The 21785-nt window shown below is 45.5% G+C and carries 30 protein-coding genes and 2 pseudogenes; 27 read left to right on the top strand and 5 right to left on the bottom strand.

Features of this window, described 5'->3' with window-relative positions; translation table 11 throughout:
* Positions 1 to 6: 6 nt before the first annotated feature.
* From BCT34_RS14745 to BCT34_RS14700, 10 genes and pseudogenes are all read left to right on the top strand, one after another.
* Positions 7 to 402: pseudogene (locus BCT34_RS14745) on the top strand (phage regulatory CII family protein); the annotation flags it as partial.
* 30 nt (positions 403 to 432) lie between these two features.
* Positions 433 to 783: a hypothetical protein gene (locus BCT34_RS14740; protein WP_076653683.1), complete on the top strand. Its 351-nt coding sequence runs from the start codon at positions 433 to 435 to the stop codon at positions 781 to 783.
* 80 nt (positions 784 to 863) lie between these two features.
* On the top strand, positions 864 to 1418 hold the full coding sequence (locus BCT34_RS14735) for a hypothetical protein (RefSeq protein WP_076653644.1): 555 nt from the start codon (positions 864 to 866) through the stop codon (positions 1416 to 1418).
* Positions 1415 to 1822, top strand: coding sequence for a hypothetical protein (locus BCT34_RS14730; RefSeq protein ID WP_076653641.1), 408 nt, complete (start codon positions 1415 to 1417; stop codon positions 1820 to 1822). The genes BCT34_RS14735 and BCT34_RS14730 overlap by 4 nt, the downstream gene beginning before the upstream one ends.
* A gap of 10 nt (positions 1823 to 1832) precedes the next feature.
* A complete protein-coding gene (locus tag BCT34_RS14725; protein WP_031844045.1) occupies positions 1833 to 2060 on the top strand; it encodes a hypothetical protein in 228 nt (75 codons plus the stop codon).
* A 3-nt stretch (positions 2061 to 2063) separates the two neighbouring features.
* Positions 2064 to 2606, top strand: a complete 543-nt coding sequence (locus BCT34_RS14720; RefSeq protein WP_076653638.1) for a DNA methyltransferase — start codon at positions 2064 to 2066, stop codon at positions 2604 to 2606.
* Entirely contained in the window at positions 2603 to 2821 is a 219-nt protein-coding gene (locus tag BCT34_RS14715; protein ID WP_076653635.1) for a hypothetical protein, read from the top strand. The genes BCT34_RS14720 and BCT34_RS14715 overlap by 4 nt, the downstream gene beginning before the upstream one ends.
* Entirely contained in the window at positions 2818 to 3102 is a 285-nt protein-coding gene (locus BCT34_RS14710; RefSeq protein ID WP_076653633.1) for an RNA-binding protein, read from the top strand. The genes BCT34_RS14715 and BCT34_RS14710 overlap by 4 nt, the downstream gene beginning before the upstream one ends.
* Positions 3099 to 5639: a replication endonuclease gene (locus BCT34_RS14705; protein WP_076653630.1), complete on the top strand. Its 2541-nt coding sequence runs from the start codon at positions 3099 to 3101 to the stop codon at positions 5637 to 5639. Before BCT34_RS14710 ends, BCT34_RS14705 begins: the two co-directional genes overlap by 4 nt.
* 12 nt (positions 5640 to 5651) lie before the next feature.
* Positions 5652 to 6101 (top strand): hypothetical protein, encoded by a 450-nt coding sequence (locus BCT34_RS14700; RefSeq protein ID WP_076653627.1) that lies wholly within the window; start codon positions 5652 to 5654, stop codon positions 6099 to 6101.
* Here the strand turns inward: BCT34_RS14700 and BCT34_RS14695 are convergent.
* A complete protein-coding gene (locus tag BCT34_RS14695) occupies positions 6091 to 6417 on the bottom strand; it encodes a helix-turn-helix transcriptional regulator (RefSeq protein WP_076653624.1) in 327 nt (108 codons plus the stop codon). The genes BCT34_RS14700 and BCT34_RS14695 overlap by 11 nt on opposite strands.
* A gap of 239 nt (positions 6418 to 6656) precedes the next feature.
* Between BCT34_RS14695 and BCT34_RS24450 the strand changes: the two genes are divergently transcribed.
* Positions 6657 to 6896 (top strand): hypothetical protein, encoded by a 240-nt coding sequence (locus BCT34_RS24450; RefSeq protein ID WP_102315534.1) that lies wholly within the window; start codon positions 6657 to 6659, stop codon positions 6894 to 6896.
* Here BCT34_RS24450 and BCT34_RS24645 read toward each other — a convergent pair.
* From BCT34_RS24645 to BCT34_RS14680, 4 genes and pseudogenes are all read right to left on the bottom strand, one after another.
* Positions 6838 to 7119: an ogr/Delta-like zinc finger family protein gene (locus BCT34_RS24645; RefSeq protein WP_241902810.1), complete on the bottom strand. Its 282-nt coding sequence runs from the start codon at positions 7117 to 7119 to the stop codon at positions 6838 to 6840. The two genes, BCT34_RS24450 and BCT34_RS24645, sit on opposite strands and share 59 nt — an antisense overlap.
* A gap of 60 nt (positions 7120 to 7179) precedes the next feature.
* Positions 7180 to 7290, bottom strand: a pseudogene (locus BCT34_RS24755) (ogr/Delta-like zinc finger family protein); the annotation flags it as partial.
* A 65-nt stretch (positions 7291 to 7355) separates the two neighbouring features.
* Entirely contained in the window at positions 7356 to 8390 is a 1035-nt protein-coding gene (locus BCT34_RS14685) for a phage portal protein (protein WP_076653618.1), read from the bottom strand.
* Positions 8387 to 10174: a terminase family protein gene (locus tag BCT34_RS14680; protein WP_076653615.1), complete on the bottom strand. Its 1788-nt coding sequence runs from the start codon at positions 10172 to 10174 to the stop codon at positions 8387 to 8389. Before BCT34_RS14680 ends, BCT34_RS14685 begins: the two co-directional genes overlap by 4 nt.
* 176 nt (positions 10175 to 10350) lie before the next feature.
* On the opposite strand from BCT34_RS14680, the gene BCT34_RS14675 reads away from it, so the two are divergent.
* From BCT34_RS14675 to BCT34_RS14595, 16 genes are all read left to right on the top strand, one after another.
* Complete coding sequence (locus BCT34_RS14675; protein ID WP_076653612.1) at positions 10351 to 11223, top strand: GPO family capsid scaffolding protein; 873 nt, start codon at positions 10351 to 10353, stop codon at positions 11221 to 11223.
* Positions 11223 to 12233 (top strand): phage major capsid protein, P2 family, encoded by a 1011-nt coding sequence (locus BCT34_RS14670; RefSeq protein ID WP_076653610.1) that lies wholly within the window; start codon positions 11223 to 11225, stop codon positions 12231 to 12233. The genes BCT34_RS14675 and BCT34_RS14670 overlap by 1 nt, the downstream gene beginning before the upstream one ends.
* Positions 12234 to 12243: 10 nt before the next feature.
* On the top strand, positions 12244 to 12960 hold the full coding sequence (gene gpM / locus BCT34_RS14665) for a phage terminase small subunit (RefSeq protein WP_076653608.1): 717 nt from the start codon (positions 12244 to 12246) through the stop codon (positions 12958 to 12960).
* 121 nt (positions 12961 to 13081) lie between these two features.
* Positions 13082 to 13546, top strand: coding sequence for a head completion/stabilization protein (locus BCT34_RS14660; RefSeq protein WP_076653605.1), 465 nt, complete (start codon positions 13082 to 13084; stop codon positions 13544 to 13546).
* A complete protein-coding gene (locus BCT34_RS14655) occupies positions 13543 to 14034 on the top strand; it encodes a phage tail protein (protein ID WP_076653602.1) in 492 nt (163 codons plus the stop codon). The genes BCT34_RS14660 and BCT34_RS14655 overlap by 4 nt, the downstream gene beginning before the upstream one ends.
* Positions 14031 to 14762, top strand: a complete 732-nt coding sequence (locus BCT34_RS14650) for a phage virion morphogenesis protein (RefSeq protein WP_076653600.1) — start codon at positions 14031 to 14033, stop codon at positions 14760 to 14762. Before BCT34_RS14655 ends, BCT34_RS14650 begins: the two co-directional genes overlap by 4 nt.
* A gap of 6 nt (positions 14763 to 14768) precedes the next feature.
* A complete protein-coding gene (locus tag BCT34_RS14645) occupies positions 14769 to 15902 on the top strand; it encodes a DUF2586 domain-containing protein (protein ID WP_076653597.1) in 1134 nt (377 codons plus the stop codon).
* A 3-nt stretch (positions 15903 to 15905) separates the two neighbouring features.
* Positions 15906 to 16358: a phage protein gene (locus BCT34_RS14640; RefSeq protein ID WP_076653595.1), complete on the top strand. Its 453-nt coding sequence runs from the start codon at positions 15906 to 15908 to the stop codon at positions 16356 to 16358.
* Positions 16359 to 16379: 21 nt separating this feature from the next.
* The gene (locus BCT34_RS14635; protein ID WP_076653592.1) at positions 16380 to 16586 is read left to right on the top strand and encodes a TraR/DksA C4-type zinc finger protein; all 207 of its coding nucleotides are present in this window, start codon (positions 16380 to 16382) and stop codon (positions 16584 to 16586) included.
* A 4-nt stretch (positions 16587 to 16590) separates the two neighbouring features.
* Positions 16591 to 16800, top strand: a complete 210-nt coding sequence (locus tag BCT34_RS14630; RefSeq protein WP_076653590.1) for an HP1 family phage holin — start codon at positions 16591 to 16593, stop codon at positions 16798 to 16800.
* Positions 16787 to 17386, top strand: a complete 600-nt coding sequence (locus tag BCT34_RS14625) for a lysozyme (RefSeq protein WP_076653587.1) — start codon at positions 16787 to 16789, stop codon at positions 17384 to 17386. Before BCT34_RS14630 ends, BCT34_RS14625 begins: the two co-directional genes overlap by 14 nt.
* Positions 17346 to 17711: a hypothetical protein gene (locus BCT34_RS14620; protein WP_076653585.1), complete on the top strand. Its 366-nt coding sequence runs from the start codon at positions 17346 to 17348 to the stop codon at positions 17709 to 17711. The genes BCT34_RS14625 and BCT34_RS14620 overlap by 41 nt, the downstream gene beginning before the upstream one ends.
* Before the next feature lie 219 nt (positions 17712 to 17930).
* Positions 17931 to 18212: a putative phage tail assembly chaperone gene (locus BCT34_RS14610; protein ID WP_076653580.1), complete on the top strand. Its 282-nt coding sequence runs from the start codon at positions 17931 to 17933 to the stop codon at positions 18210 to 18212.
* A 215-nt stretch (positions 18213 to 18427) separates the two neighbouring features.
* Positions 18428 to 20248 (top strand): phage tail tape measure protein, encoded by a 1821-nt coding sequence (locus BCT34_RS14605; RefSeq protein WP_076653578.1) that lies wholly within the window; start codon positions 18428 to 18430, stop codon positions 20246 to 20248.
* The gene (locus BCT34_RS14600; protein ID WP_102300486.1) at positions 20229 to 20594 is read left to right on the top strand and encodes a DUF2590 family protein; all 366 of its coding nucleotides are present in this window, start codon (positions 20229 to 20231) and stop codon (positions 20592 to 20594) included. The genes BCT34_RS14605 and BCT34_RS14600 overlap by 20 nt, the downstream gene beginning before the upstream one ends.
* Positions 20591 to 21781 (top strand): baseplate J/gp47 family protein, encoded by a 1191-nt coding sequence (locus tag BCT34_RS14595; RefSeq protein WP_076653576.1) that lies wholly within the window; start codon positions 20591 to 20593, stop codon positions 21779 to 21781. The genes BCT34_RS14600 and BCT34_RS14595 overlap by 4 nt, the downstream gene beginning before the upstream one ends.
* Positions 21782 to 21785: the final 4 nt, after the last annotated feature.

The raw sequence follows: 21785 nt of genomic DNA, 5'->3' as shown, positions 1-21785 counted from the left end.
TTAGTTATGGACGCAAATAACTCAATGTGCGTATTACGTGAACGCAAACAACAAGCTTTTGATGCAGCTTGCTGTGATTTTGTTGTCAATCACGATGTTGAAGCGATTGCCCGAAAGCTAGAACTTAGCGGCACTATGCTTCGCAACATGCTGAACCCAAACCAACCGCACGTGCTTAAACCTGTTGTGCTTGCTTCTATCAGCCGTGTTTCTGGTGACTACTCAATCGTAAATACGTTATTTGCAGATGATGGGGTGGTCACTATCCCACTACCAAAAGCAGAGGATGATCTGAACCTGCTTGAACGAGTTCTACAACTCAACACCCATTCTGGTGAGCTTTCTAGCGATGCGTTAGCCATGTGCACCGCAGAGCGTTTACCGCGATCTACCAAACGCAAAACACTAGCCAAGAAAAGGAGAGAAAACACCATGAGTCAGTTAGCTAATAAACAAGACCTACAACCGCCTGTTCATCAAGTAGGTACGCCAAGCGCACTAGAAAGTATTGCTGCGTGTAAGTCGCTTTTCGATAAAGGCGTAAAGCGTCAAAAGCTTCGCAAGATGTATGACGAAATGAGTGATCGCAGCCGTGGGCTAATCCTGATCGCAGGTGGTATGCCAGCGAAAGACTATAACCGTTCATTCGATTCATTTGATGATTTAGAGCTGCAGAAAGTCCGTTCTGGTATGCAGCTTTTAAAAGAAATGGTGTTGAAGTTTGACCGCAAAGTGGGCGATGTCCGCCGCTTGAAACACGCCGATATTTGTAATGTGAATTAGATAACGAGCCAGCCCCTTTGCCCCTGCAGTATTCCTCACGGAATAGGGGCTTTTTTCGTCTTAGCGTAGGAGCATAGAAGATGAGTGAACTAGAACAAGCCAATAAAATCTTGGCTCAAGCCGAAACCGTTTTAGAACAATCAACGCAGAATTTAGAAAAGTCACAGACATTCAATGAACTGATGGTGGAACAAAACCGCCTTCGTCCACTTGCGCTGTCTAATCTGTTGCCAAAGCAATATGTACTAACTCTTAACCCTTGCGAAGAGAAGCAGTTTACTGAATTAGCGAAAGCTATGAAGTCAGGTTCTTTTGAAGTGATTGCAGAAGAACTAGCAGAGAACTTTAAGCAAAGAGAAGCCTTTGACATTGTTCATGCTATCAATGTGTTAGCAATGGCTAACACGGATGTTATCCAAGTTATTGCTTGTTTCTCAGGGAACATTAACGAGTTCTTCGTTAACGCATTCGATGCCCCTGATGATCTCGGCGAGTATGTGGAGATTTTCAGAAAATCAGTGACGCTAAGTGATGAAGATGCACTTGAAAAGTTACTTGCTATTGAAAGCCAACTAACCGAGCTGATCATTGAAGCCCGTGAAGAAGCCGAAGCAAAAGCAGAGGTGGAAGCATGAGCAACATCTACGCACAACTATTCAACCAATCATTTGAGCAGATTGCCGCACGCTTTGAAAAAAGCAGCATAGCGCAGCAAGAAGAAATCGTGATTCAGCTTGATGCTATCGCTAAAGAGTTAACTCCTGTTCAAACACACCGTCCACTAGAAGACGTTTTAGCCGACATCAAAGAAGCGATGCAGGGTGATCGTGCAAGCGTGTTCTTCGCTCACACCTATGTGAGCTGGTACCGATCTTATCAAAACGAGAACGCCAAGCCACAGCTACACCATTGGTCACAGTTAGATATGAAAAACCGCAGCCTGTTTATTGAAATGCTTGCCTTGCGTGATCTTGGTCGTTGGGACGATGAAGCACTTTTTCAATTCGAACAGTACTGCTTGTCAGTCATTGGTAAATAAGGGAATAGGCATGGCATCACTAACGCAGCTACTTAATGAAATAGGTGACGAGAACGTAACCGTTCAAGCACTGCACCAGTGCATGGATTCAGCTCAGTTCAACAAAGGGCTAACCACTATCAAGTTTAAAACCGATGGGCTAGGAGCTACAGACCTAGCGGACAACAAGAAAACAGCTTTGATTGTTTGGGTTGATTCTGACCAGTACAACAACGCACTAGCAAAATGTAAGGGATAAATCATGAGTTCAACTAGCGGAAAAGTGCAACCTCGTGAGCTGTACCCAACGCCGCCAGAAGTTGTCGACGCATTGCTATCAAAGTTAACCGTTCGCCCAACCGACAAGTTCTTAGAACCTTGTTACGGTACTGGCGCAATATTCGACAAGATAGCTTTGCCACAAAGCCAAAAGTCATTTGCTGAAATCGAAAAAGGTATTGATTACCTAACAACTGACTTCGGTACTCAAGACGTGATCATCACCAATCCACCGTTTTCACTAACGGAAGAATTCATTCGCAAAAGCCTAAGTGAGTTAGCCCCAGACGGGACAATGGCGTACCTGCAGCGTGTTAACTATTTAGGCTATAAGAAGCGTTTGCCTTTCTGGTTTGAAATCGGCTTTCCGCCAAAGTGTCCAATCATCGTTCCTCGTCCTCGCTTTGTGGGCGGCGGTTCAGATTCGTGTGAATACGCTTGGTTTATCTGGGATAACGGCAACCGCTTCGATATTCCTCAAGGGCTGAGCCATATCGTTTCAGTTGGTCATGAGGTGGCGGCATGAGTGAACAACAAGTGATTTGCCAAGACTGCTTGAAGCTTAAGCCTTTCACTGTTGCTCGCCATAACTCAGAAGAGCAATGCGAATGTGGCGGTGATTTCTGCGGTTGTAGTGGTTGCCAGCACACTATCAAAGGTCTGTTGGCAGGTAAAACAAGTGCAAAAGAGCTAGGCACAGTAAAAGACATTCACGGATGGACACCAGAGGGAGTTGAATGATGAAAAGAGTTTTGCATCTTCCTCTCAAGAAAATCTATTTTGACCAAATTAAAGCTGGTACCAAAACGGAGGAATACCGCTTACAGAATGATTACTGGGCTAAACGTCTAGAAGATAGGGAGTATGATGAAATTCATATCAAACTTGGCTATCCCAAAGCGGATGATAGTGAGCGCATTATAGTTTTACCTTGGCTTGGAGTGACCAAGAAAACTATCGAGCATGAACACTTTGGTGGATTGGCTCATGTTTATGCAATCAAAGTTGATGTGCTTGCATGAACACCCTAATCGAACCAACTGAAATCGACCTATACGATTTTCCATGGCAAGCCCCTTTAACTGAGGTTGAAGCGGGCTGCTTTGGTTCGCGTCGATACAACTCAATTATTGAACCTGATGATCTTAGTGTTCTGGAACGTAAGCTATTTGATGCTAACCCAGACGATTTCGAGTGGGCGAAAGATAAGATTAAAGACCTGCCGGACTACCTAACCAAGTACTTTGTTACTCGTTACGTTTCAGTGTTCGAAAAGAAAGGTCGTAAAGATGCCAACATATTTTTGCGTGAGCGTATGGGGCCAGCCGCAGAACGTGCGCTGATGGTTTTACGCAAATACAAAAAGTTACCGACAACCCAAAAGGTTTCTTTGCTTAGTGAAGAGTTTAGCGACACTGAGCAAAGCGACTTTGCACAAAAAGAACAAATGCGCTTTGACTTCGAAAAGGCGGAGCGTAATCGCAAGCCAGTTAAAAGCCGACTACTGGCAGAACTTGAGCCGTCAGAAGTTAAAGACATGGCTTTCAAGATTAGCCAAATCACTAAGGCTAAATTCCCTCTTATCGCTGCTCGTGTGGCTAACCGTGATCTGGATGAAGACGAAATTCCAGAGGTGATCGGCTATGAAGAATTAGCCGAATTTGTCTGCCACTTTGGCATGACTCCGCCTCGCAAGAAAAAGAAACAAACCGACCTAACCGCACTGAATGACATTTCACGCATGTTAGATGAAAAGTGGTGGTATGGACGTCTTAACAAAATACGCAAAATTATGCGTGAACACCTAGCCATTGCTATGGGGCAAGTCTCTTCAAAAGCATCACCTTATGCGTCATGGGATTGTGTTCGTGAACACCAAGCGCAGCAAACTGCCAACTATGAATACATTAAGCAATGTCAGTTATTAGATGAAGAAACAGGTGAAGAAGCAGATCTATGGGATATGGTCAAAAAGAGTGTGGCTAACCCTGCCATTCGTCGTCATGAATTGATGGTGCGTTGCCGTGGTTGTGAAGACATTGGCAATGAGCTGGGTTTACAAGGTCTGTTCTTAACGTTGACCACTCCATCTAAGTATCACAACTCATACAAGAAAGGCGGCTTTATTGGTCACTGGAACGGTGCAAGCCCACGTGATGCGCAATCTTACCTAAACAACGTATGGCAGCGAATCCGCGCTAAATTAGGTCGTGAAGAAATCCGTTGGTTTGGTGTTCGTGTCGCTGAGCCACACCATGACGGCACACCACACTGGCATTTGCTTATCTGGGTAAAACCAGAAGACGTGATGCAAGTGCGTGACATCTTTATTTCTTACGCCACGCAAGAAGACCGTGGCGAACTGCACCCAGAACTTGAGAAAGAGAAGAAAAAGCCATTTCGCAAATGTGCTTACGTTGGGCCGCTAGATTACCGCCCACGTTGTGACTTTGGTTTTATTGACCCAGAGAAAGGCACTGCAACGGGCTACATCGCCAAATACATTTCAAAGAACATTGACGGCTTTGCAATGGACGGGGAGATCTCGGACGAAACAGGCAAGCCAGTCAAAGATATGGCGAAGAATGTTAGTGCTTGGAAAAGCCGTTGGAACATTCGCCAGTTCCAGTTCTTCGGTGGTGCACCAGTCACGACTTACCGTGAACTACGCCGCTTCGCTAACCAGAACAAAAAAGCGTTTATGGAATACCTCTTCATGCAAGAGCGTGTCGACCTACTCACTATTTACTCAATGCTGCAGCGTGATCTTGTTGGGCCTATTAAACCTAGCAAGCTGATCACTAATGAAGAGTTAATGAAAGTGATTGGTGATAGCTACCAGTCACGCATGAAGACCGAAGACGCAAGCATCACAGACACTTTAAAAGCTGCTGACCATGGTAACTGGCAAGGTTACATCATGGGACAAGGTGGCCCATTCGTTAAGCGTGAAGACTTACTGATCGTGAACTCTTATGAAGTACTGCCGTTCGCTTCACCACATGGAGAAGACGTCCGCAAAATTGAGGGTTTCACTACACCAGAAGAAACCATCAAAACACGCACCAAAGTTTGGACGATTCAGAAGAAGTCAAAGGTTAACGATGAAGCTAAAGCGTGCGCTCTTGGGAGCGAAGCGACCGCTTTTGGAGCCTCTGGCTCCTCTCGGAGTTCTGTCAATAACTGTACGGAGCCTGAGAAAGTACAGGTCTGCGATCAGCTAACCCGATTATTAGACCCACGTTCTTCACAGAGTAAAGAGGATAAACGGGCGAATAAATCACCAAATATTGATGAAGCGGCACTGGCCGCACTGCTAAAAGGCAGTTCAATTCGCATCGACGATGCAACAAGTATTCAAATCCGCCCTGCGGAGGTAGACGAACACGGCAATAAACGCCCTGCCCAGTTGGTAGAAGTGAGCCGTCAACGTTCGGACGACACCAATTGGATGGATTTCGAGGGTTGGGACAACCTATTCGCCCAACCAGAAAAGCAAGAGTATCAACAACCCGACTTGTCGATTTTCCCTGATGGGGACGACTGGCCGTTAATGTAGGAGAAAGGAACTATGAAATTGAACAAACAAGAACAACAAGCACTAGTTGTTTTAGAAAAGATTGTTGAGGCAATTAAGAACCCGGGCAGTTTCCCTTTAGATATTAGTGAGGGTGAAGATTCAGCATTGCTTAGAACTTTCGGATGGAGTCCTAAAATAACAACAATTAGTAAAGGGGAGCTTGAGAGTACTGTACGTGGTAAAGAAACGCCATTACTTACCGTTTCAGGCTATGGGCCAAGCGGTAGCTACAGTCGACAGTGTTTTTTCCCTTTTCAGGTGAAATCGAGAAAACCAAAGAAGATAGATCCTGAGCTGAAAGCGAGAAGAGAGAAATACGCAGCGTTAGAGCACCAATTGAGTATTACGGTGGTTCGAGGTGGCAAGAAAGAAGATATCGAAAAGCTGATAGATATGATTGGAATGACAACCACCGAAAAAAGAGAACGAGCTAGCTACTAACAGCCTTTATCAACTCAAGTATTGGTTGGCGGATATGAAGAGGGACATGCTTTATAGCTGCCGCCAAGTCCATATCACTGATTGACCGTTTACCAAGTTCTGCCCAAGCAAAGTCTAACCAAGTAATACCGTAGTACTCAAAGAGTCCTTGTAGTTCACTCAGCCTTGGGTCACGTCTTCCCTGTTCGATACGCTGGTAAGACGTAAGCGAGATGTCAATTTGATTCGCAATTTGCTCTTGGCTTTTGCGATTTTTCACCCTTAATTGGATTAAATACTCAACTATTGGCTCTAATTGTTTGTTTTTACTCGGCAAAGATTCAAATCCCTAAGTCAGTTCTGACTAGTAGTTGCGATTTATATGCCAACGGTGACGAGCCTTTATGGAATGGTGATCCACATATGTTTTGTGGTTATGCACCTTATGTATTATGCGCTGGCTAGGTAAAAAGCTAAGTCGCATAACACAAATTATAGGCGACAAAAATCCATAATAAATTTGTTAGATAAAAACTACTGTATTAATATACAGTAAATCGTCAGTTAGGAGGCTAAATGTCTGAACTACATAACAATGCGGAGGCGTTTGTTTTATGCGCTTTGGCTGAGGATACAAGCGGGAACCACGAAGAAAACCAAGACATTGGCATGTTCTTAATTTCGTTGATTCTTGCCCACAAAAAAGGACAGCTAAAAGCTGTCCATGTTAATGGGTCTGAATGCGAGAATGAATTGGTTAAAACAAAGCTAACTGCTGCTTTAAGTGGTCACGGTGATCAGGCTTTAGCACCTTGATTAAGCAGTTAGCCAGTTCACTGGTATCTTTCGATGATGGGCTTAGTGTGTGACTAAAATACAAAGACATAACAAACTGATGTTCACACGCTGGGTTCTTACACTCACAATACAAATCTGCACAGTCGTTCGATAGGCGGTTGGTTTTATTAATCACCGCCCGTTCGCCACAACCGCAAGTAATGCGACTACCAAATAAAGACGGCTTACTAGTCGCACCAATTCCGAAATGAAGCTTTGACTGTTTGAGTGAGTGGCGATAGCCGATAGAACTCACAAAGGTATGCCCACATTCTGGGTTAGAACAGGAACAAGATAAATCTGCGCAATTGGCATCTTTAGCGATGCTTCTACTTACAATCGCGCGTTCACCACATTTGCAATAAACTCGCATACATTGACCTAACTTAACTGACTGACAGCATAATATTACGTCAATGGCTGTGTTTTTGTACAGGTTTATGAGTTTTCCCCGGTAGTAACATCAAACTTTAGATGTAGGCTTTTTATGTTTCTGATTTCCGGGTCATTGTTCACTTCATCCATAATCAGTTCGCAAACAGGTATGATCTCGTCTTTGGCGTATTCACTACCAATCTTGATCGGGTCGCCTAAGCTAGTTGTCCCTTGTGGAATAATGCCAGCCTTACCCACTGGGAAACGATGCCCCACTAAGATGTCTTGCGCTGTAATATTCTTGATGCGTTCGAATTCATCTTTTGTTGCAATGTCACCTACAGGGATTAGCTGAATACCTTTCTCTGCACCACCGGGAATATTGACGAACATACTGCGGAAGTTACCAACGCCTTTAGAGCTGGCAATCTTATCTTTCAACATCTTTTCGTCATCATCACTCAAGTTTGGGTCAGTCGCATAGAAGATAAAACCCATGTGAGCACCGTTCTTGTAGTATCGGCGACGAAATAGTGTGGCGTCTTTGTTTAGTAAGCTGCTTTGTAAGCTGCCCAAATAGTCAGGTAAGCCATAAATCTGTTGCTGTAAGTCTTCTTGCGGTAAGAAAATAATGTCATTCGCCTTATAGACACGTTGCTTGTTGTCACGCTCAAGTAGCACAAAGTCACCGTTTTTACGTCGGCGTAAGTACATCGTTGGTAAAGGGAACAAACGAACAACACGCTTGAAGTGATCGCGGATTTTTAAAAAAGCAGCGTCACCAAAAGTGAAGTAGTTATTGCAAAAAGATTGAATCTGCCGACGTCTAGCACCTCCGCCAGTGGTGAAACGAGCAGCAACATAGTTTGCTCGAGCCTTTAAAAGTGAACCATGATAGGCGTTTGCGCGTGAAGTCTCTGCCAAACCTTGTCGTGAGATTGGCGGTTCCCAATAGTCGTCGGAGTCGTTGTAGAACAATTCAGAGTAAGACGTCATCCAACTGGTTGAGTCGATTGCTTCTGGCGAAGAGTCAATGTGGTAAACAGACTCTGCATGTTGTTCTTCTTGATTAACTAGTGTTTCTGTTGTGTCGGTCATGCTGCAGTGGCCCAAGTTGATTTCGTTGGAGTATCGTGATCTAACGGTTCGTTAATAATGGCGTGTGAAATAGCCCAAAAAGCATCGGCGTGGCCTGTTGTTTCACTTCGCTCAGCTTTAAAGGTCATAGCGTTACCGCTATTGGTCGGTACTCGCTTAATAGCCATAAATGCCATTGCAATGTCTTTGTGTTCGGCATCAAACTGCAGTCGCTTGGCTTCTACAATGTCGATCATCTTCATCACAAGGCGATTTTTGTTTTCGTTGCTGTAATGTATGGCGTGGGCTTCACGTGGGTGTTTTTTCTTGATTAAGTCCCAAACACCGCCGCCAATCCCAGTAGTGTCAACGCCTATGTAAGTGACTTTGTAGCGTTTAAATACCTTTTCAATTTCACTTACGTGGTACTGGAAGTTAAGGCCTTTCCAGTAGTGTTTCTCTAAAACACGGAATTTCTCACCTGCAACTGCAGGCGGGGCTATGACTACTAAGCAAGCATTGTCACGTGTTCGGCTTGGGTCATAACCCAGCCATACTTCACGCCCAGCAAACGGTGATTTTGTTTTCGGTTTAAAGTCCTGCCAGTGGGCAGAGTCAACCATGCCTTTTTCGAGGTCAGAGAATTTGAATACAGACAAAGAGCCGTCGACGAAGACACACATAAACAGGTTATCGAAATCGTCTTTACTGTATTCGTCCTGTAGTTCTTCAATATCAAATAGGTCACAACCGCCTGCTGCTGCGTCTTCAATAGTAACGACATAACGCCACTGCTTATCAGGACAAAGCACACCACCATCGCGGTATTCATCGAACGTTGGAAACTCAATCTTAGAGCGTGAATCTCTCCCTTTTCGCCATTGGTCGCCCGTCCAAAATGGGTATGCCTGGTGCATTTTCGATGATGGGGTCGAAAAGTAGGTTTTACGCCATTTCTTATGGGTAGCCATTGCCGAAGCGAGTTTGTTTAGTTCGTCAAACTTCGGTATCCAGAAGTATTCATCAACATACACATGGCCGTGGTAACTTTGCGCGGTTTTGCTGTTGGTTGATAAAAAGCGAAGTTCAGCACCATTAGAGAGAATGATCGGGTTCCCGGTCAGCTCTATGTCTAAGAACTCTTTTGCAATAGCAATGATGTAGCTGCGAAAAACTTCCGCTTGAGCGCGTGACGCTGACAAAAAGATTTGGTTGTCACCAGTCAGAATCGCATCTTCTAAAGCTTCACCACTGAAATAGTAGGTTGCACCAATCTGGCGGGATTTAAGAATGTTTCGAATACGCTGTTTGATGTTGTTGCGCATTACGTGTTGATAGGCGAAAAGCGAATCGTGCCACGTTGCAAAGTCTTCTTCACTCAGTTCGCTAATGTCATTCTTTTTGCCTTTACGTTTCTTATTCGACTTTGAGTTGCTGCCAGATTGCTGATCACCACGGTTACTTTTGTTCTCGTGTTTTTTGTTGCCAGCATTTAAAGGCTGTTCACCTTGCTGCTTTTCTTGTGCCCTTTGTTTCTTCAAAGCTGCGTGATGCTTGATAAGCCTATCGAGCATGTCTAGCTGGTTCTTGCTTGGGTCTTCCAACTCGAGCAACGTTTGAATGCGGTTTGCTATTGCTTCATCAATAGTTTGTTCACGCAACATATCGCGCCAACCGAATTTATCTGCCCAGTAATAAATGATGCGCTCATTATTCAGGTTCAGTTCGGTAGCGATTTCACGTGGCGTCCAAGCTTTCAAATAGAGTGCTCGGGCGGCTTGTCGTACTTCGGGAGAATATGCCATAAGCGCATCATACGCCCCGAAATCTCGCAAATGACTAACTTAAATTCGGATGAATTCGGATATGGGCTAAATCCGAATTTCTAGGAATTGAAGTGGCTGAAACCACCCATTCAAAGGCGTATTGTTTGCCGTGACCGAGATTTATTTGACGTGATTTAACTAGGCAAACGACAAACATGAGCAAAACCAGTGATTGGAAAATTGTTGCAACTGAGGGGGCTACTGTAGATGGTCGCCAAATAACTGCAGCATGGATTAAAGACATGGCATCGCTGTATTCAACTTCTGAGTACACCGCGATGATCTGGCCTGAACACGCACGTTCTCACTGGAATGTGTTTGAGGGTAAAAACTGGGGTGTGGTTGAAGAACTAAAAGCCGAAAAGAAAGACGGCAAGTTGAGACTATTCGCCAAGATTACGCCAAACCAATATTTGCTTGATGCTAACCAAGATGGACAAAAGCTATTTACATCTATTGAGCCTAATCCTGATTACAAGGGCGAGGGGCGATGTTACCTTATGGGCCTAGCTGTGACTGACTCCCCAGCATCTACAGGAACAGACCGCCTTGAGTTCTCACGCAAGCAAGGTGAAGTGACCAAGATTGAATGTAGTGATCTTGAAGAGTTAGACGTGTCCGAATGCTTCACAACAAATCCTATCTCTAAGTTTTTCTCAGATTTGGCAAAACATTTCCAATCTGGCGGGGCACTGCCAGAAATTACACCTGTAGAGCCTGAACCAGAGGACATTGACGTGACTCCAGAGCAACTAGAAGCACTATTTGATAAAAAATTTAGTGCCTTAAAAACCGAGCTGAAAGATGAACTCAAACAAGAGTTTTCGCAGCAAAACCCAGAACCAGAGCCGGAAGTAAATACAGGGGCAACTGTTGAACAGTTCTCTGCAGCTTTGGATGACAAGCTAAACCCACTGGTAGAAACAGTGAACGGTTTGGTATCGAAATTTAACAAACTTTCACAAGAAGTGCCGGGACAAGAGCCGGGTAGTGAGGGTGCGAGTGACAAAATGGAAGGAGTATTTTAATGCTGAATGCTGTTTCAACGAAATACTTAGCGGAGTTTAGTTTATCCGTAGCTCAAGCCGCTGGTTTAGACGTCCCTTATGGAACGTTTAACATCACACCGCCGATGGAAACTGCTCTACGTCAGGCAATCCTAGAGTCTCATGAATTCTTAAACATGATCTCTCTGCTACCTGTGCAGCAGATTAAAGGTCAAGTGGTAGATGTTGGTAATGATGGTCTTTCTACAGGTCGTACTTCATCAGGTCGTTTCAGTCGTGAAATGGGTCAAAGTGGTAATACCTACGAACTGACCAAAACGGATTCTGGTGCTCATATTCTTTGGGAAACAATGACCCAATGGGCGAACTCAGGGAAGAAAGGCGAATGGTTGAAACTAATGCTAAACGCGATTTCTCGTGTGTTTGCATTGGATATTCTCCGTGTAGGTTTCAACGGTACATCAATCGCAACGCCTACTGACCCAGATGCTAATCCACTAGGCCAAGACGTAAACAAGGGCTGGCTTACAGTTGTAAAAGAGAAGAAAGCTAGTCAAGTTTTGGCATCTGCGAAGCTAGACCCTACTGGTGCGGCAGCGGATTCGTACAAAAACCTTGATTCGTTGGTACAAGACCTAATCAACACAACTATTGCTCCAGAACATCGCCAAGACCCTGATCTTGTCGTGTTAGTTGGTTCTGATTTGGTCGCGGCTGAACAACATCGTTTGCTAGAAGCGGCAAATTCACCGACAGAACATAAAGCGGCACAAGCTCTTGCAAAAACCATTGCAGGCAAAAAAGCTTATACGCCTCCGTTCTTCCCTGCTGACCAAGTGTGGGTGACAAATACTAAGAACCTACAAGTTCTTACCCAAGCAAACACACAACAGCGTCGCCAGAAAAACAATGACGATGAGCTACGTTTCGAATCTAACCATATTCGTATGGAAGGCTACGCAGTGGGCAACCTTAAAAAGTTTGCTGCAATCGAAACTGTCACTGTTGTTGACCCTGCGCCAGCAGCATAAGGGGTGAAACATGGTTAGCCCATTAGCAAGACAGCGTAAACAAATGCTTGAAAAGCAAGCTAACCAGTCTGCATCGGAATTGATTTCCGGTGCAGATACCGAAAGCCTGCACATCAAGCTGATCGACTTTGAAGAAGATCGTAAGTATCTAAAACAGCTCAATGCTATCGAAGACAAAGTGAAGCATAAGCGAGAAGTTTTAGTGCCTAAGTACAAACCGTACGTGGAAGCTTACTTAGCAAAAGGCGAAGTATTCGAAAACCCAATTTTTACCAACATGGTGATCTGGCTGTTTGATGTCAACGACATGGAAACCGCTATTGATTGGTGTTTGAAAGCTATCGAGCTGGATTTGCCTACACCGGACAACTTCCGCCGTGATTGGCCGACTGTCTGTGCTGATGCAGTGCTTGAGTGGGCAGAAAAAGAATCTGGCCGTGGTCATTCAATTGAGCCTTATTTCAGCAAGGTGTTTGAAAAGGTCGAAAAAGAGTGGCGATTGCATGAAGAAGTTCATGCCAAGTGGTACCGATTCGCAGGGTTGTACCTTATTCGAAATGAAGAGGGCCAACCACAACCAACGGCTATCGGGTGCTTAGAAACACTAGAAAAAGCTTTGGTGCTATTGCAACACGCTAACGACAAGTACGACAAAGTGGGTGTGAAAACCAAGATTGGTCAAATCGAGCAACGCATTCGTGCCATTAAAGATGGCAAGAATTTGTAAAGACTCCTACGCCGCCGAGCCTCGGCTGGTGAGGTAAGAGTGCCAATAGGTTAACTCAATACCGTCGACCCAGTGGCTAGAGGCTCACTTATTCCTTAATACAAAGAGCAAGGGCAATTCGATGTTTAATGGTTCATCTGGAACAGATTATCAAGATACAAACATCACCAATGACGGCTTTTGGCCAGACATCAATGCAGGTGATTTTGAAAAACGTCGTGGTGTTCCTGCACATATGGACAAAGAAGCCATTGCCTACGCCGTAGCTGCTGCGATTGCACAGCTAAACATTGAATTACAAACGACCAAAGAGAAATACCAAGAAAGCGGATTCGCTAAAGCTTCTGATGTGACAGGGCAACCGAGTATCGGTGAAAAGAATCTTTTGGTCATTTTGTATGAAAAGGCTGTGTATGCGAGAGCTAAGGCCGATTTATTGCCAGAGTTCGCAACCCAACAAACTAAAGATGCCGGTGATCGAGTAGCTGAAAAAGAAACTGACACAAAGGATAGCTTGCTTGCAGAAAGTCAGCAGCACGTTAGAGCAATTAAAGGCAAAGGCCGAGTGGGTGTGGAGCTTATATGAGTATTGAGTCTAAAGGTCAAAGCGAGATGGGCTATTTGCTCCAAACGCTAACTGCTCACCTACTGACAGTAATCCCTAAAAAGTGCCACAAGTTACTTGAATCGTGGATGGATGGTGCAGAACTGCAACTTACACCAAAGCATCAAGGCTTGGGGTTTGATTTAGGAATGATGGAATACGAAGCCGTCATTTCAATAGAGCGGTTTCCCTTTAGAGAGTTTGAGCCAGCTATCGTCATGGCTTCGGTTATGGCTTGGTTACAAAGCAATGACCCATACCGTGAAACTTATGAACTGCAAGATCCTAGATTCAAAGTTGAGCCTGAAAGTGACAATACCGCCAATGTAGAAATTGATATTCAGTTTATTGAACCTGTCACGATGATCGAAGACGAAAGCGGGGCTATTCATTGGCATGGGAAGCAATACAGCTTAGCCGAATATGAAGTTTGGATAGCTGAGCGATTCACCTTGGATTTAAAACAATGATTGAAGTCCAGTGGGATCAAAAGGGTGTGCTTAGAACAGGCGAGATCTTGAAAACCCTTGCCATGCCAGCAAAAAAACGAGAGCGCCTTTTGCGAAGAGTCGCTAAAGAAGTTCAAAAAATATCAAAGCGGAATATTACCAAACAGCAAAGCCCTGATGGTAAGGCGTGGAAAGCTCGAAAGAACAAGCGTAAGGGTAAGAGCAAAAAAATGCTCACAGGCTTTAAGAAGCTGATTTATGTCGAGGCCAACAAAGACGCCGCGACAATCTCAGTGGGAAAAGGTAGTTACGGCATCCACGGTGCATATGTCGCCAATTTCCATCAGCAAGGACACAAGCGCAGAGCGCACAAAAACAACACTCCATCGGGGCGAAAAAATCAGCTTAGTGACACTGCTATGTGTACTCGTGGTCAAGCAAAAGCCTTACGGGATATTGGTTATGAAGTCTATGCAAGGCGAATTAACCCTAAAGCTAAAAGAGGCTCAAAGCGAGTCCCAACGATTAAGTGGATGACTCAAAACCTAACTCAGTACGAAGTTAGAGGCGCATTTAAGCAACTGAGGAAACTTGGTCTAGTTCGGATTAAGAGTACTTGGGAAATTGTTGTACCGCCTCGCAAGTTCCTAGGGGCTTCAAGAACAAACTTGAGAAAGGCATGGACAAGAGCTTTCCAAGGCATTGATTACGGTTGGAACGTTCAACCTAAACACCTAAAAAGAGGATAAATACTCATGGCATGGCCTACCGTCATTATTAAAATTCTGAACATGATGCGCGGCCCGATTCCGGGCGTTGAATTTCACTTTCTGTTTGTTGTGTACGGCACAGTCGCAGGAACAGAGCGCAACCTAATCATGGTGGACAACACCACGGATTTTGCAGATAGCACGTTCGATAACATCGACCCTGTGCACATGCTTACGCTAAAAGCTGCCCAGTTAAACGGGAAACAAAACTGGACTGCAGGTGTGATCGTCTTAGACCCCGCAGACAGTTGGCAAGCCGCAGTGTTTAAAGCCAATGAAACATCAAGCTTTGAAGCCGTAGTGCTTGATAAGCCAGATACAGGCACATCGACTCTTGAAGAAGCTGTTGCTTTCCGTACTGAACTGAAAAGTAAGTTAGGCCGTGAAGTATTCATGATCTGCACCTTGCCGGGTATCAATGATGATTCGGTGACGGGTGAAACATGGGCGGAGTGGTTGGCAGCAACAGTCGCGGTACCAACAAGCAGAGCAAGTGAGTACATCACCGTTGTTCCTCAAGTCCATAAAGAAAACTCAACAGTAGGTATTTACGCTGGCCGTTTAGCAAACCAAGAAGTGTCTATTGCTGATTCCCCTGCACGAGTCAAAACAGGCAGCGTACTGGGTAGCATGACTCTGGCAACGGATAAAGACGGCAAGCCGTTGGAGTTGGCAACCCTTAAAGCACTGGAAGCCGGTCGAATTGCGGTTCCGATGTGGTACCCAGATTATCCGGGGCAGTACTGGACAACGGGCCGTACTTTAGATGTTTCGGGTGGTGACTTTCAAGATATTCGCCATATCCGTGTTGCGATGAAAGCAGCTCGTAAAGTTCGTGTACGTGCGATTGCTCGAATCGCTGATCGTGAGTTCAATTCAACGCCGGGCAGTGAAGCAAGCGCAAAACTCTACTTTACCCAAGACCTGCGCGAAATGGCGGTAGTAACGAAAATCGGCGATTACGAGTTCCCCGGTGAAATCAAACCGCCACAAGATGAAGATATCACCATCACTTGGATTAACAGTGAAGAAGTGGAAATTCTGCTAGCTGTTACGCCTTATGAGTGCCCAGTGAAAATCACAATCGGCATCATGCTTAACCAACGTCTAGGAGAGTAATAAATGACTTCTCGTTATACAGGTCGAAGTTTCGACATCAATGTTCTTGGCGTCATGCTTCATGTGGAGTCGGCAACCGCAACCATTAATGATGAATCAGCCGTTGATAAAGAGCGCGGAATTCCAACGGGCTTTACGCATGGTGCGGTTGGCTGTGATGTGGAATATGAGTTTGATTTAAACAATTTCCGCAAGCTGCAGCAAAAAGCACGTGAAGCAGGTAGCTGGCGTGGCATCAAGCCTCATGATTGCATGTTCTATGCAAATACAGGCGATGCGGAAGACAAAGTGGAACTGTTTGGTGTGAAGCTTCAAATCTCTGATCTACTAAGTGTCGACCCTAACAGCAGTGATAAGACCAAGCGCAAACTGAAAGGTTTTGTAACGAGTCCGCACTTTGTCCGCATCAATGGTATTCCATACCTAAGTTCAGACGATACACGCGGTCTGCTTTAAGCCTAACCAGAGAGATAACGAATGCCGGATTTTATCGACCATGCCAGTAGTAATGAAGCCAAATTCACCGAAATGGCTATTGCAAGCCAACTTAAACGGTCAGTGCAGACAGGCCAACAAGAAAGCGCGAAAGAGTGCTACGAGTGTGGCGATGAAATCCCAGAAGCGCGTCGAGTTGCTATAGCGGGGTGTCGTTACTGTGCATCTTGCCAAGCAGAGCGGGAGTAACGGAATGAAAGACTGGTACGACAAAATAACCAGCGGAATTGCTTACCTAATGTCATTGGCAGGTATGACTATCAGCAAACTGACATTTGAACAGTGGTACTTCATCTTATCGCTTGCCATTGGTCTGGCAGCTCTAGGGTTGAATTACTGGCATAAACGAGCGATGCAGCGTATTGCAAGCGAAAAAGGAGTGGCACTAAGTGAAACTGACTAAACGAATTATTTGTTCTGTCGCTGCTGTGATCGGTTTGGTTACAGGTGGTGTGACACTGAATAGTTCAGAACGCCCAACAGGCACCGTGACGATTTCAGGTGTGCAAGTAGGCGAGCTAAGAACTAGCCCAATTGGTTTGGAAATTATCGGTGATGCAGAGGGGTGCCGACAAGACCCGTACACATGCCCTGCAGGACTGGCCACTAATGGCATTGGAAACACTCATGGCGTAAATGACCAAGTGGTGTCTTTGGAGCAAATAGCAACCGACTGGGTGAAGAACTTGCAGCAGGCTGAACAATGTATCAGTCGTGCAGAGGCAGATTCTGGTAAACAGATGTCACAAGGTCAGTTCGATGCATTCACTTCTTTTAGCTTTAACACCGGCTGTACTCGATTTATGCGAAATCGTGATGGTAGTGAAACGCAGATTTATCGCTTCATCAAACAGGGTGACTTTACGAAAGCCTGTCATGAGTTGCCAAGATGGGTTTATGGCGGTGGTGTGAAGTTGAAAGGTTTAATTGACCGTAGGGATAAAGAGCATGATCGCTGCCTTTCCATTCAAAAACATCAAATGGGTTAAGTGGCTAGTTATTGCTGCAGTGGGGGTCGCTATGGTGTCGATGTGGTTAATGTTGAAAGCAAGTAAGTCAGAGCAGGCCGCTTTAAGGGCACGTTTAGATAATGCGTTATCAACTAATCAAGTTAGCCAAGCAACCATTGAAACACTCACCCAAGAAAACAGTGATGCAAATCAGTTACTGGTAGATAGAACAAGGCTGCACAGCACTATAGAGGGAAAGCTCAATGAAGACATTGAAATGCTTCGACGTCAATTGGCCGATGATGAGTGTTATCAAGAGCCTTGGCCTAGTGATGTTGCTAACCGGTTGCGCGAACCGTACTGAGTTGATTGCAACTCAAGTCGTCGTCAAGTTACCTCCTGCTGGGCTGATTGTTCCGTGTCATAAACCAGAAATTAAAGGTACTAGCCCGTTAATAACTGCTAGTGAAGATGTACCCAAATTAAAAGCGGCCCTGAGTAAATGCGCACAGCAGGCCGAAGATTATTTGCAATGGCGTGCCAAGCACGAAGCTAAGCACACAAAAGACGAAGAGAGAAGAAAATGACTAAACCTGCTTTCACATCAAAACCTGTAGTAGTGGCTATCGGTGGTACTGATTTCGAATTCACCCCAACGGTGCAAGATGCGAACAACCATACCAATGACATGATGCCGAATAACAAAGTGGCTCCTGCATACACGTATTTGACTCGCACTGTTAAACCAGAGCAGAAAGATGCGCTGATCGAGTTACTTGATAGCGTGCCCGGTCTAACCATTGAGCTGTTCGCAACGGTGAGTAATGCCTCTAAAGGTGGCATTGAAATCTCACTAAAAAAATAACTGACAGGGCAAAGCGGATTGAAGATAACCCACTTGAACAAGCCTTTGCCCTGCGTCGTCATTTTCTACCCAATGAACCAGACGACGAACAAAGTTTAAGCCGCGCTATCTGGCTGGATAAACACCAGTTCGAACGCGAAGAAAGAGCAGTAATGAGCGCAATTAGCCGATTGTTCAACCATTAGTTTCAGTAAAGAGCAGGTAAGCATTACGCAATGAGTATGGAAAAGCTATTAATGCACGTGGCATTGGTTGACCAAGTTACCAAGCCACTGCAAGGCATTACCAAAGAAGTGCAATCTTCCATGGAAGCAGGCAAACAAGGTATGCAGAACATGGCGACAGGTGGCGCAGGTTTGGTTGCTACCGGTTTTGCTATCCAAAATGCGTTGATGCCTGCCATTGAAATGGACAGAAAACTAGGTGAGGTTAAATCACTTGGTGTCACTGATGATGCGTTAAAGCAGTTACAAGCAACGGCTTTAGATTTTGCTGCTGAGTACGGTAAATCAGCAACTGAGTTTGTTGGTGCTTCCTATGATATTCAATCCGCTATTGCGGGTTTAAGCGGTGATGAGCTTTCCCAGTTTACTAAAGCTTCGGGTGTGCTTGCTGCCGCTACTAAAGCTGACACTGCCACTATCACCAGTTACATGGGCACCATGTACGGGATATTTAAGAACCAAGCCACAGAAATGGGCAAAGGTGAATGGGTTGAACAAGTAGCAGGCATGACCGCCAGTGCCGTTCAAATGTTCAAGACAACGGGTAGTGAAATGAGTAGTGCCTTCACCAGTGTGGGTGCTAACGCTACATCGGCAGGTATTGCGATGTATGAACAAATGGCGATCTTAGGTACGTTGCAAGCAACTATGAGCGGCAGTGAAGCGGGTACCAAGTATAAAGCGTTCCTAGCTGGCGTTGCCAATGCTCAAGACAAACTTAATTTGTCTTTTACAGACAGCCAAGGGCAAATGCTGCCAATGCTGGATATTCTCGATCAGTTGAAAGGTAAGTACGGTGACACGCTCAGCGTTGCCGAATCTGCTGACTTGAAAAAAGCATTTGGTTCAGAGGAAGCGGTAAGCATGATCAAGTTGCTTATGGCTGATACTGATGGGTTAGCAGGAAGCATTGAACAACTGGGCCAAGTCCAAGGCATGTCAAAAGCCGAAGAAATGGCAAGTGCAATGACCGACCAATGGGAACGGCTCGAAGCTTCATGGTTTGCCGTTCGTGCTGCAGTTTTTGGTGCCATTCTACCGTCTATCAATGCCATTGTGGGTTCAATGGCTAATGGCTTGGTTTATATCACTGGTTGGACGGATGAATTTCCGTGGCTTGCTGAAATTCTGGGTTATGTTGCTATTGCGGGTTTATCCCTTGGTGGTGTAGTCGCAACACTCTCGCTCGCTATGGGTATTGGGCAAATGATGTCTGCAGGTTGGGCCGTCACCATGACGGGCTTGAACAGCATCATGAAACTGCTACGCATTACCACAATTGCAAGCACCGCCGCCGCTTGGTTATTCAATGCCGCTTTATGGGCGAACCCAATCACGTGGGTAGTAGCTGGTATTGCACTGCTAATTGGTGGTGTAGCCGCTGCAATCTATTGGTGGGACGACTTAACCGCAGCATTCAAAGATACGGCTTGGTTTAATGTTATTGCCGGAGCTATTGAGGGCATTGTTGACCTGCTGAACATGATCCCCGGTGTGGATATTGAACTGGGTAGCAAGGTTGATACACCAGAAGTGAGTGCAGCAGTGCAAGCCGAACGCAACGCCCCAACATCTATTCAGCCAATGGCGTTCGACGCCCCAGAAATGCCAACGGGTAACGGTGGCAGCATTGCCGAATACAAACAGCCGGGAGCAATGCCAACACTACCGCCAGGCATGGTTCAAAACGTAACGACTACCCATAAGCCACAAGGCGGCAACATGAACTCATACGGTGACGTTTACATCACTGCGCCGAATGGAATTACACCAGACCAGTTAGCCGAATGGGATGAACTCAATGCCGGATAGCCATTTATCAGAAAGCAAAAAGTACATCGACATTAAAGTGATTGACGGTGGCTGGGATATGGACGCAGGTCAACAGCCTGCTGAATGCAGCGATTTATACAGCATCGCACAAGATATTAAGCACGCCATTATGGAATCGGGTTTAGCCCGTCAATTGGTTGCTGAACGTAACCCAGCGTTACGCGCTGATGTGATGGTGCAGATTGAGCAGTTAGCCGAGCGTGATGTGAGAGTCGTTCCCGGTACCGCAACCGCAACAGAATTAGAAGCGGGTGAAATTACCTTAACCGCAACCGCTTATGAATATGGTGATCTAGAACTTTCTGTAGGAGAGAACGGGGCATGAGCAAACGACCAAACGCAGACTTTGTTGAGATTCTAAGTGAATCGGGTGTGCCTGTTACCGAAGATGAATTCGAAGCCAAGCTAAAACAAGAAGTCGCGGGAGCTGGTAGTAAGGTATCTAACGACTCTGAAATGTCACCGTTTTGGCGATGGGTTCGCGCCGCTGTAGTTACACCATGTGTGTGGCTGATCAGAACACTACTAGCAGAACACGTCATGCCAAATATGTTTGTGGCAACGGCAGAACGTTGGGCTTTAGAGCTGAAAGCTTGGGAGCATGACATCGAGCCGAAAGACGCAGAGAAAACACAAGGCAATATCACCTTAACCAAGGCGAACGCTGCTGATGCTGTCACGATAGAAGCGGGTAAAGTGGTTCAAACCCTGCCAATTGATGGTGTGGTGTATAAGGTTCGAGTGCTTGCTGAAACCGTGATTGATGCGGGTCAGCTAACAGGCAAAGCTCTGGTTGAAGCATTCGAAGTAGGCGCAGCTTTTAACTTGCCTGCAGGTTACTTCAATATCATTCCAGAAGAGATTCCGGGCATTGTTGATGCGGTTAACGAACCTGACTGGATAACCAAATTAGGCGCAGACGCTGAAAGTGAAGAAGAACTGGCACTGCGTATTCAGAACGCTTTCACCAGTTCGGGTGAATGGCACATTGATGATGTTTACCGCTCCATTATTTCCAGTGTTGCCGGGATTCGTAGCGATAACATCTATTTCAACAATACAGGTGAAGTAACACCGGGCACTGCAGAAGCATTGATCTTGATGGAAGTCGGAGCAACACCACAGCCCGTTCTTGACCAGTTAAATGACCACATTATGGCTAAAGGGCATCACGGGCATGGTGATGTGCTGACTTGTAAAGCTATTCCAGATACTGAGCACGATGTGATCGCTGATGTTGTTTTGGTGGCGAACTTAGACGAAGCAACCAAAGTTAATGAGCTGCTAGAAGTCGAAGACCGTATCAGGGCAGCATTTCGTGAGACTGCCGCTTATCCAGAAATGACCCGCGCAAAACCAGAAAGCCGCTTTAGCCTTTCTCTGCTTGGTACTGAGATTCATACCAATATGGCGCAGGTCGAGTCGGTAAAGTTCACCGTAGGCGGAAAGGTTCAAGAGGACATTATCAGCGACCTAGAGCAGCCACGTTTGAAAACGCTAACGGTAAGGTAGTAAG

It is taken from the genome of Vibrio sp. 10N.261.45.E2, assembly GCF_002875705.1.
Classification (GTDB): Bacteria; Pseudomonadota; Gammaproteobacteria; order Enterobacterales; family Vibrionaceae; genus Vibrio.
Note: the sequence above shows the minus strand (reverse complement) of the source record. Positions and strands in the feature narration are given on the sequence as shown.

What these genes read in the sequence shown, in the direction of transcription:
- BCT34_RS14720 (WP_076653638.1), top strand. Translation starts at nt 2,064, where the DNA reads ATGAGTTCAACTAGCGGAAAAGTGCAACCTCGTGAGCTGTACCCAACG.
- BCT34_RS14670 (WP_076653610.1), top strand. Translation starts at nt 11,223, where the DNA reads ATGCTGAATGCTGTTTCAACGAAATACTTAGCGGAGTTTAGTTTATCC.
- BCT34_RS14610 (WP_076653580.1), top strand. Translation starts at nt 17,931, where the DNA reads ATGACTAAACCTGCTTTCACATCAAAACCTGTAGTAGTGGCTATCGGT.
- BCT34_RS14605 (WP_076653578.1), top strand. Translation starts at nt 18,428, where the DNA reads ATGAGTATGGAAAAGCTATTAATGCACGTGGCATTGGTTGACCAAGTT.
- BCT34_RS14650 (WP_076653600.1), top strand. Translation starts at nt 14,031, where the DNA reads ATGATTGAAGTCCAGTGGGATCAAAAGGGTGTGCTTAGAACAGGCGAG.
- BCT34_RS14740 (WP_076653683.1), top strand. Translation starts at nt 433, where the DNA reads ATGAGTCAGTTAGCTAATAAACAAGACCTACAACCGCCTGTTCATCAA.
- BCT34_RS14675 (WP_076653612.1), top strand. Translation starts at nt 10,351, where the DNA reads ATGAGCAAAACCAGTGATTGGAAAATTGTTGCAACTGAGGGGGCTACT.
- BCT34_RS14655 (WP_076653602.1), top strand. Translation starts at nt 13,543, where the DNA reads ATGAGTATTGAGTCTAAAGGTCAAAGCGAGATGGGCTATTTGCTCCAA.
- BCT34_RS14620 (WP_076653585.1), top strand. Translation starts at nt 17,346, where the DNA reads ATGATCGCTGCCTTTCCATTCAAAAACATCAAATGGGTTAAGTGGCTA.
- BCT34_RS14715 (WP_076653635.1), top strand. Translation starts at nt 2,603, where the DNA reads ATGAGTGAACAACAAGTGATTTGCCAAGACTGCTTGAAGCTTAAGCCT.
- BCT34_RS14595 (WP_076653576.1), top strand. Translation starts at nt 20,591, where the DNA reads ATGAGCAAACGACCAAACGCAGACTTTGTTGAGATTCTAAGTGAATCG.
- BCT34_RS14645 (WP_076653597.1), top strand. Translation starts at nt 14,769, where the DNA reads ATGGCATGGCCTACCGTCATTATTAAAATTCTGAACATGATGCGCGGC.
- BCT34_RS14710 (WP_076653633.1), top strand. Translation starts at nt 2,818, where the DNA reads ATGATGAAAAGAGTTTTGCATCTTCCTCTCAAGAAAATCTATTTTGAC.
- BCT34_RS14730 (WP_076653641.1), top strand. Translation starts at nt 1,415, where the DNA reads ATGAGCAACATCTACGCACAACTATTCAACCAATCATTTGAGCAGATT.
- BCT34_RS14685 (WP_076653618.1), bottom strand. Translation starts at nt 8,390, where the DNA reads ATGACCGACACAACAGAAACACTAGTTAATCAAGAAGAACAACATGCA.
- BCT34_RS14735 (WP_076653644.1), top strand. Translation starts at nt 864, where the DNA reads ATGAGTGAACTAGAACAAGCCAATAAAATCTTGGCTCAAGCCGAAACC.
- BCT34_RS14705 (WP_076653630.1), top strand. Translation starts at nt 3,099, where the DNA reads ATGAACACCCTAATCGAACCAACTGAAATCGACCTATACGATTTTCCA.
- gpM (WP_076653608.1), top strand. Translation starts at nt 12,244, where the DNA reads ATGGTTAGCCCATTAGCAAGACAGCGTAAACAAATGCTTGAAAAGCAA.
- BCT34_RS14630 (WP_076653590.1), top strand. Translation starts at nt 16,591, where the DNA reads ATGAAAGACTGGTACGACAAAATAACCAGCGGAATTGCTTACCTAATG.
- BCT34_RS24450 (WP_102315534.1), top strand. Translation starts at nt 6,657, where the DNA reads ATGTCTGAACTACATAACAATGCGGAGGCGTTTGTTTTATGCGCTTTG.
- BCT34_RS14640 (WP_076653595.1), top strand. Translation starts at nt 15,906, where the DNA reads ATGACTTCTCGTTATACAGGTCGAAGTTTCGACATCAATGTTCTTGGC.
- BCT34_RS14725 (WP_031844045.1), top strand. Translation starts at nt 1,833, where the DNA reads ATGGCATCACTAACGCAGCTACTTAATGAAATAGGTGACGAGAACGTA.
- BCT34_RS14700 (WP_076653627.1), top strand. Translation starts at nt 5,652, where the DNA reads ATGAAATTGAACAAACAAGAACAACAAGCACTAGTTGTTTTAGAAAAG.
- BCT34_RS14635 (WP_076653592.1), top strand. Translation starts at nt 16,380, where the DNA reads ATGCCGGATTTTATCGACCATGCCAGTAGTAATGAAGCCAAATTCACC.
- BCT34_RS14600 (WP_102300486.1), top strand. Translation starts at nt 20,229, where the DNA reads ATGAACTCAATGCCGGATAGCCATTTATCAGAAAGCAAAAAGTACATC.
- BCT34_RS14660 (WP_076653605.1), top strand. Translation starts at nt 13,082, where the DNA reads ATGTTTAATGGTTCATCTGGAACAGATTATCAAGATACAAACATCACC.
- BCT34_RS14680 (WP_076653615.1), bottom strand. Translation starts at nt 10,174, where the DNA reads ATGGCATATTCTCCCGAAGTACGACAAGCCGCCCGAGCACTCTATTTG.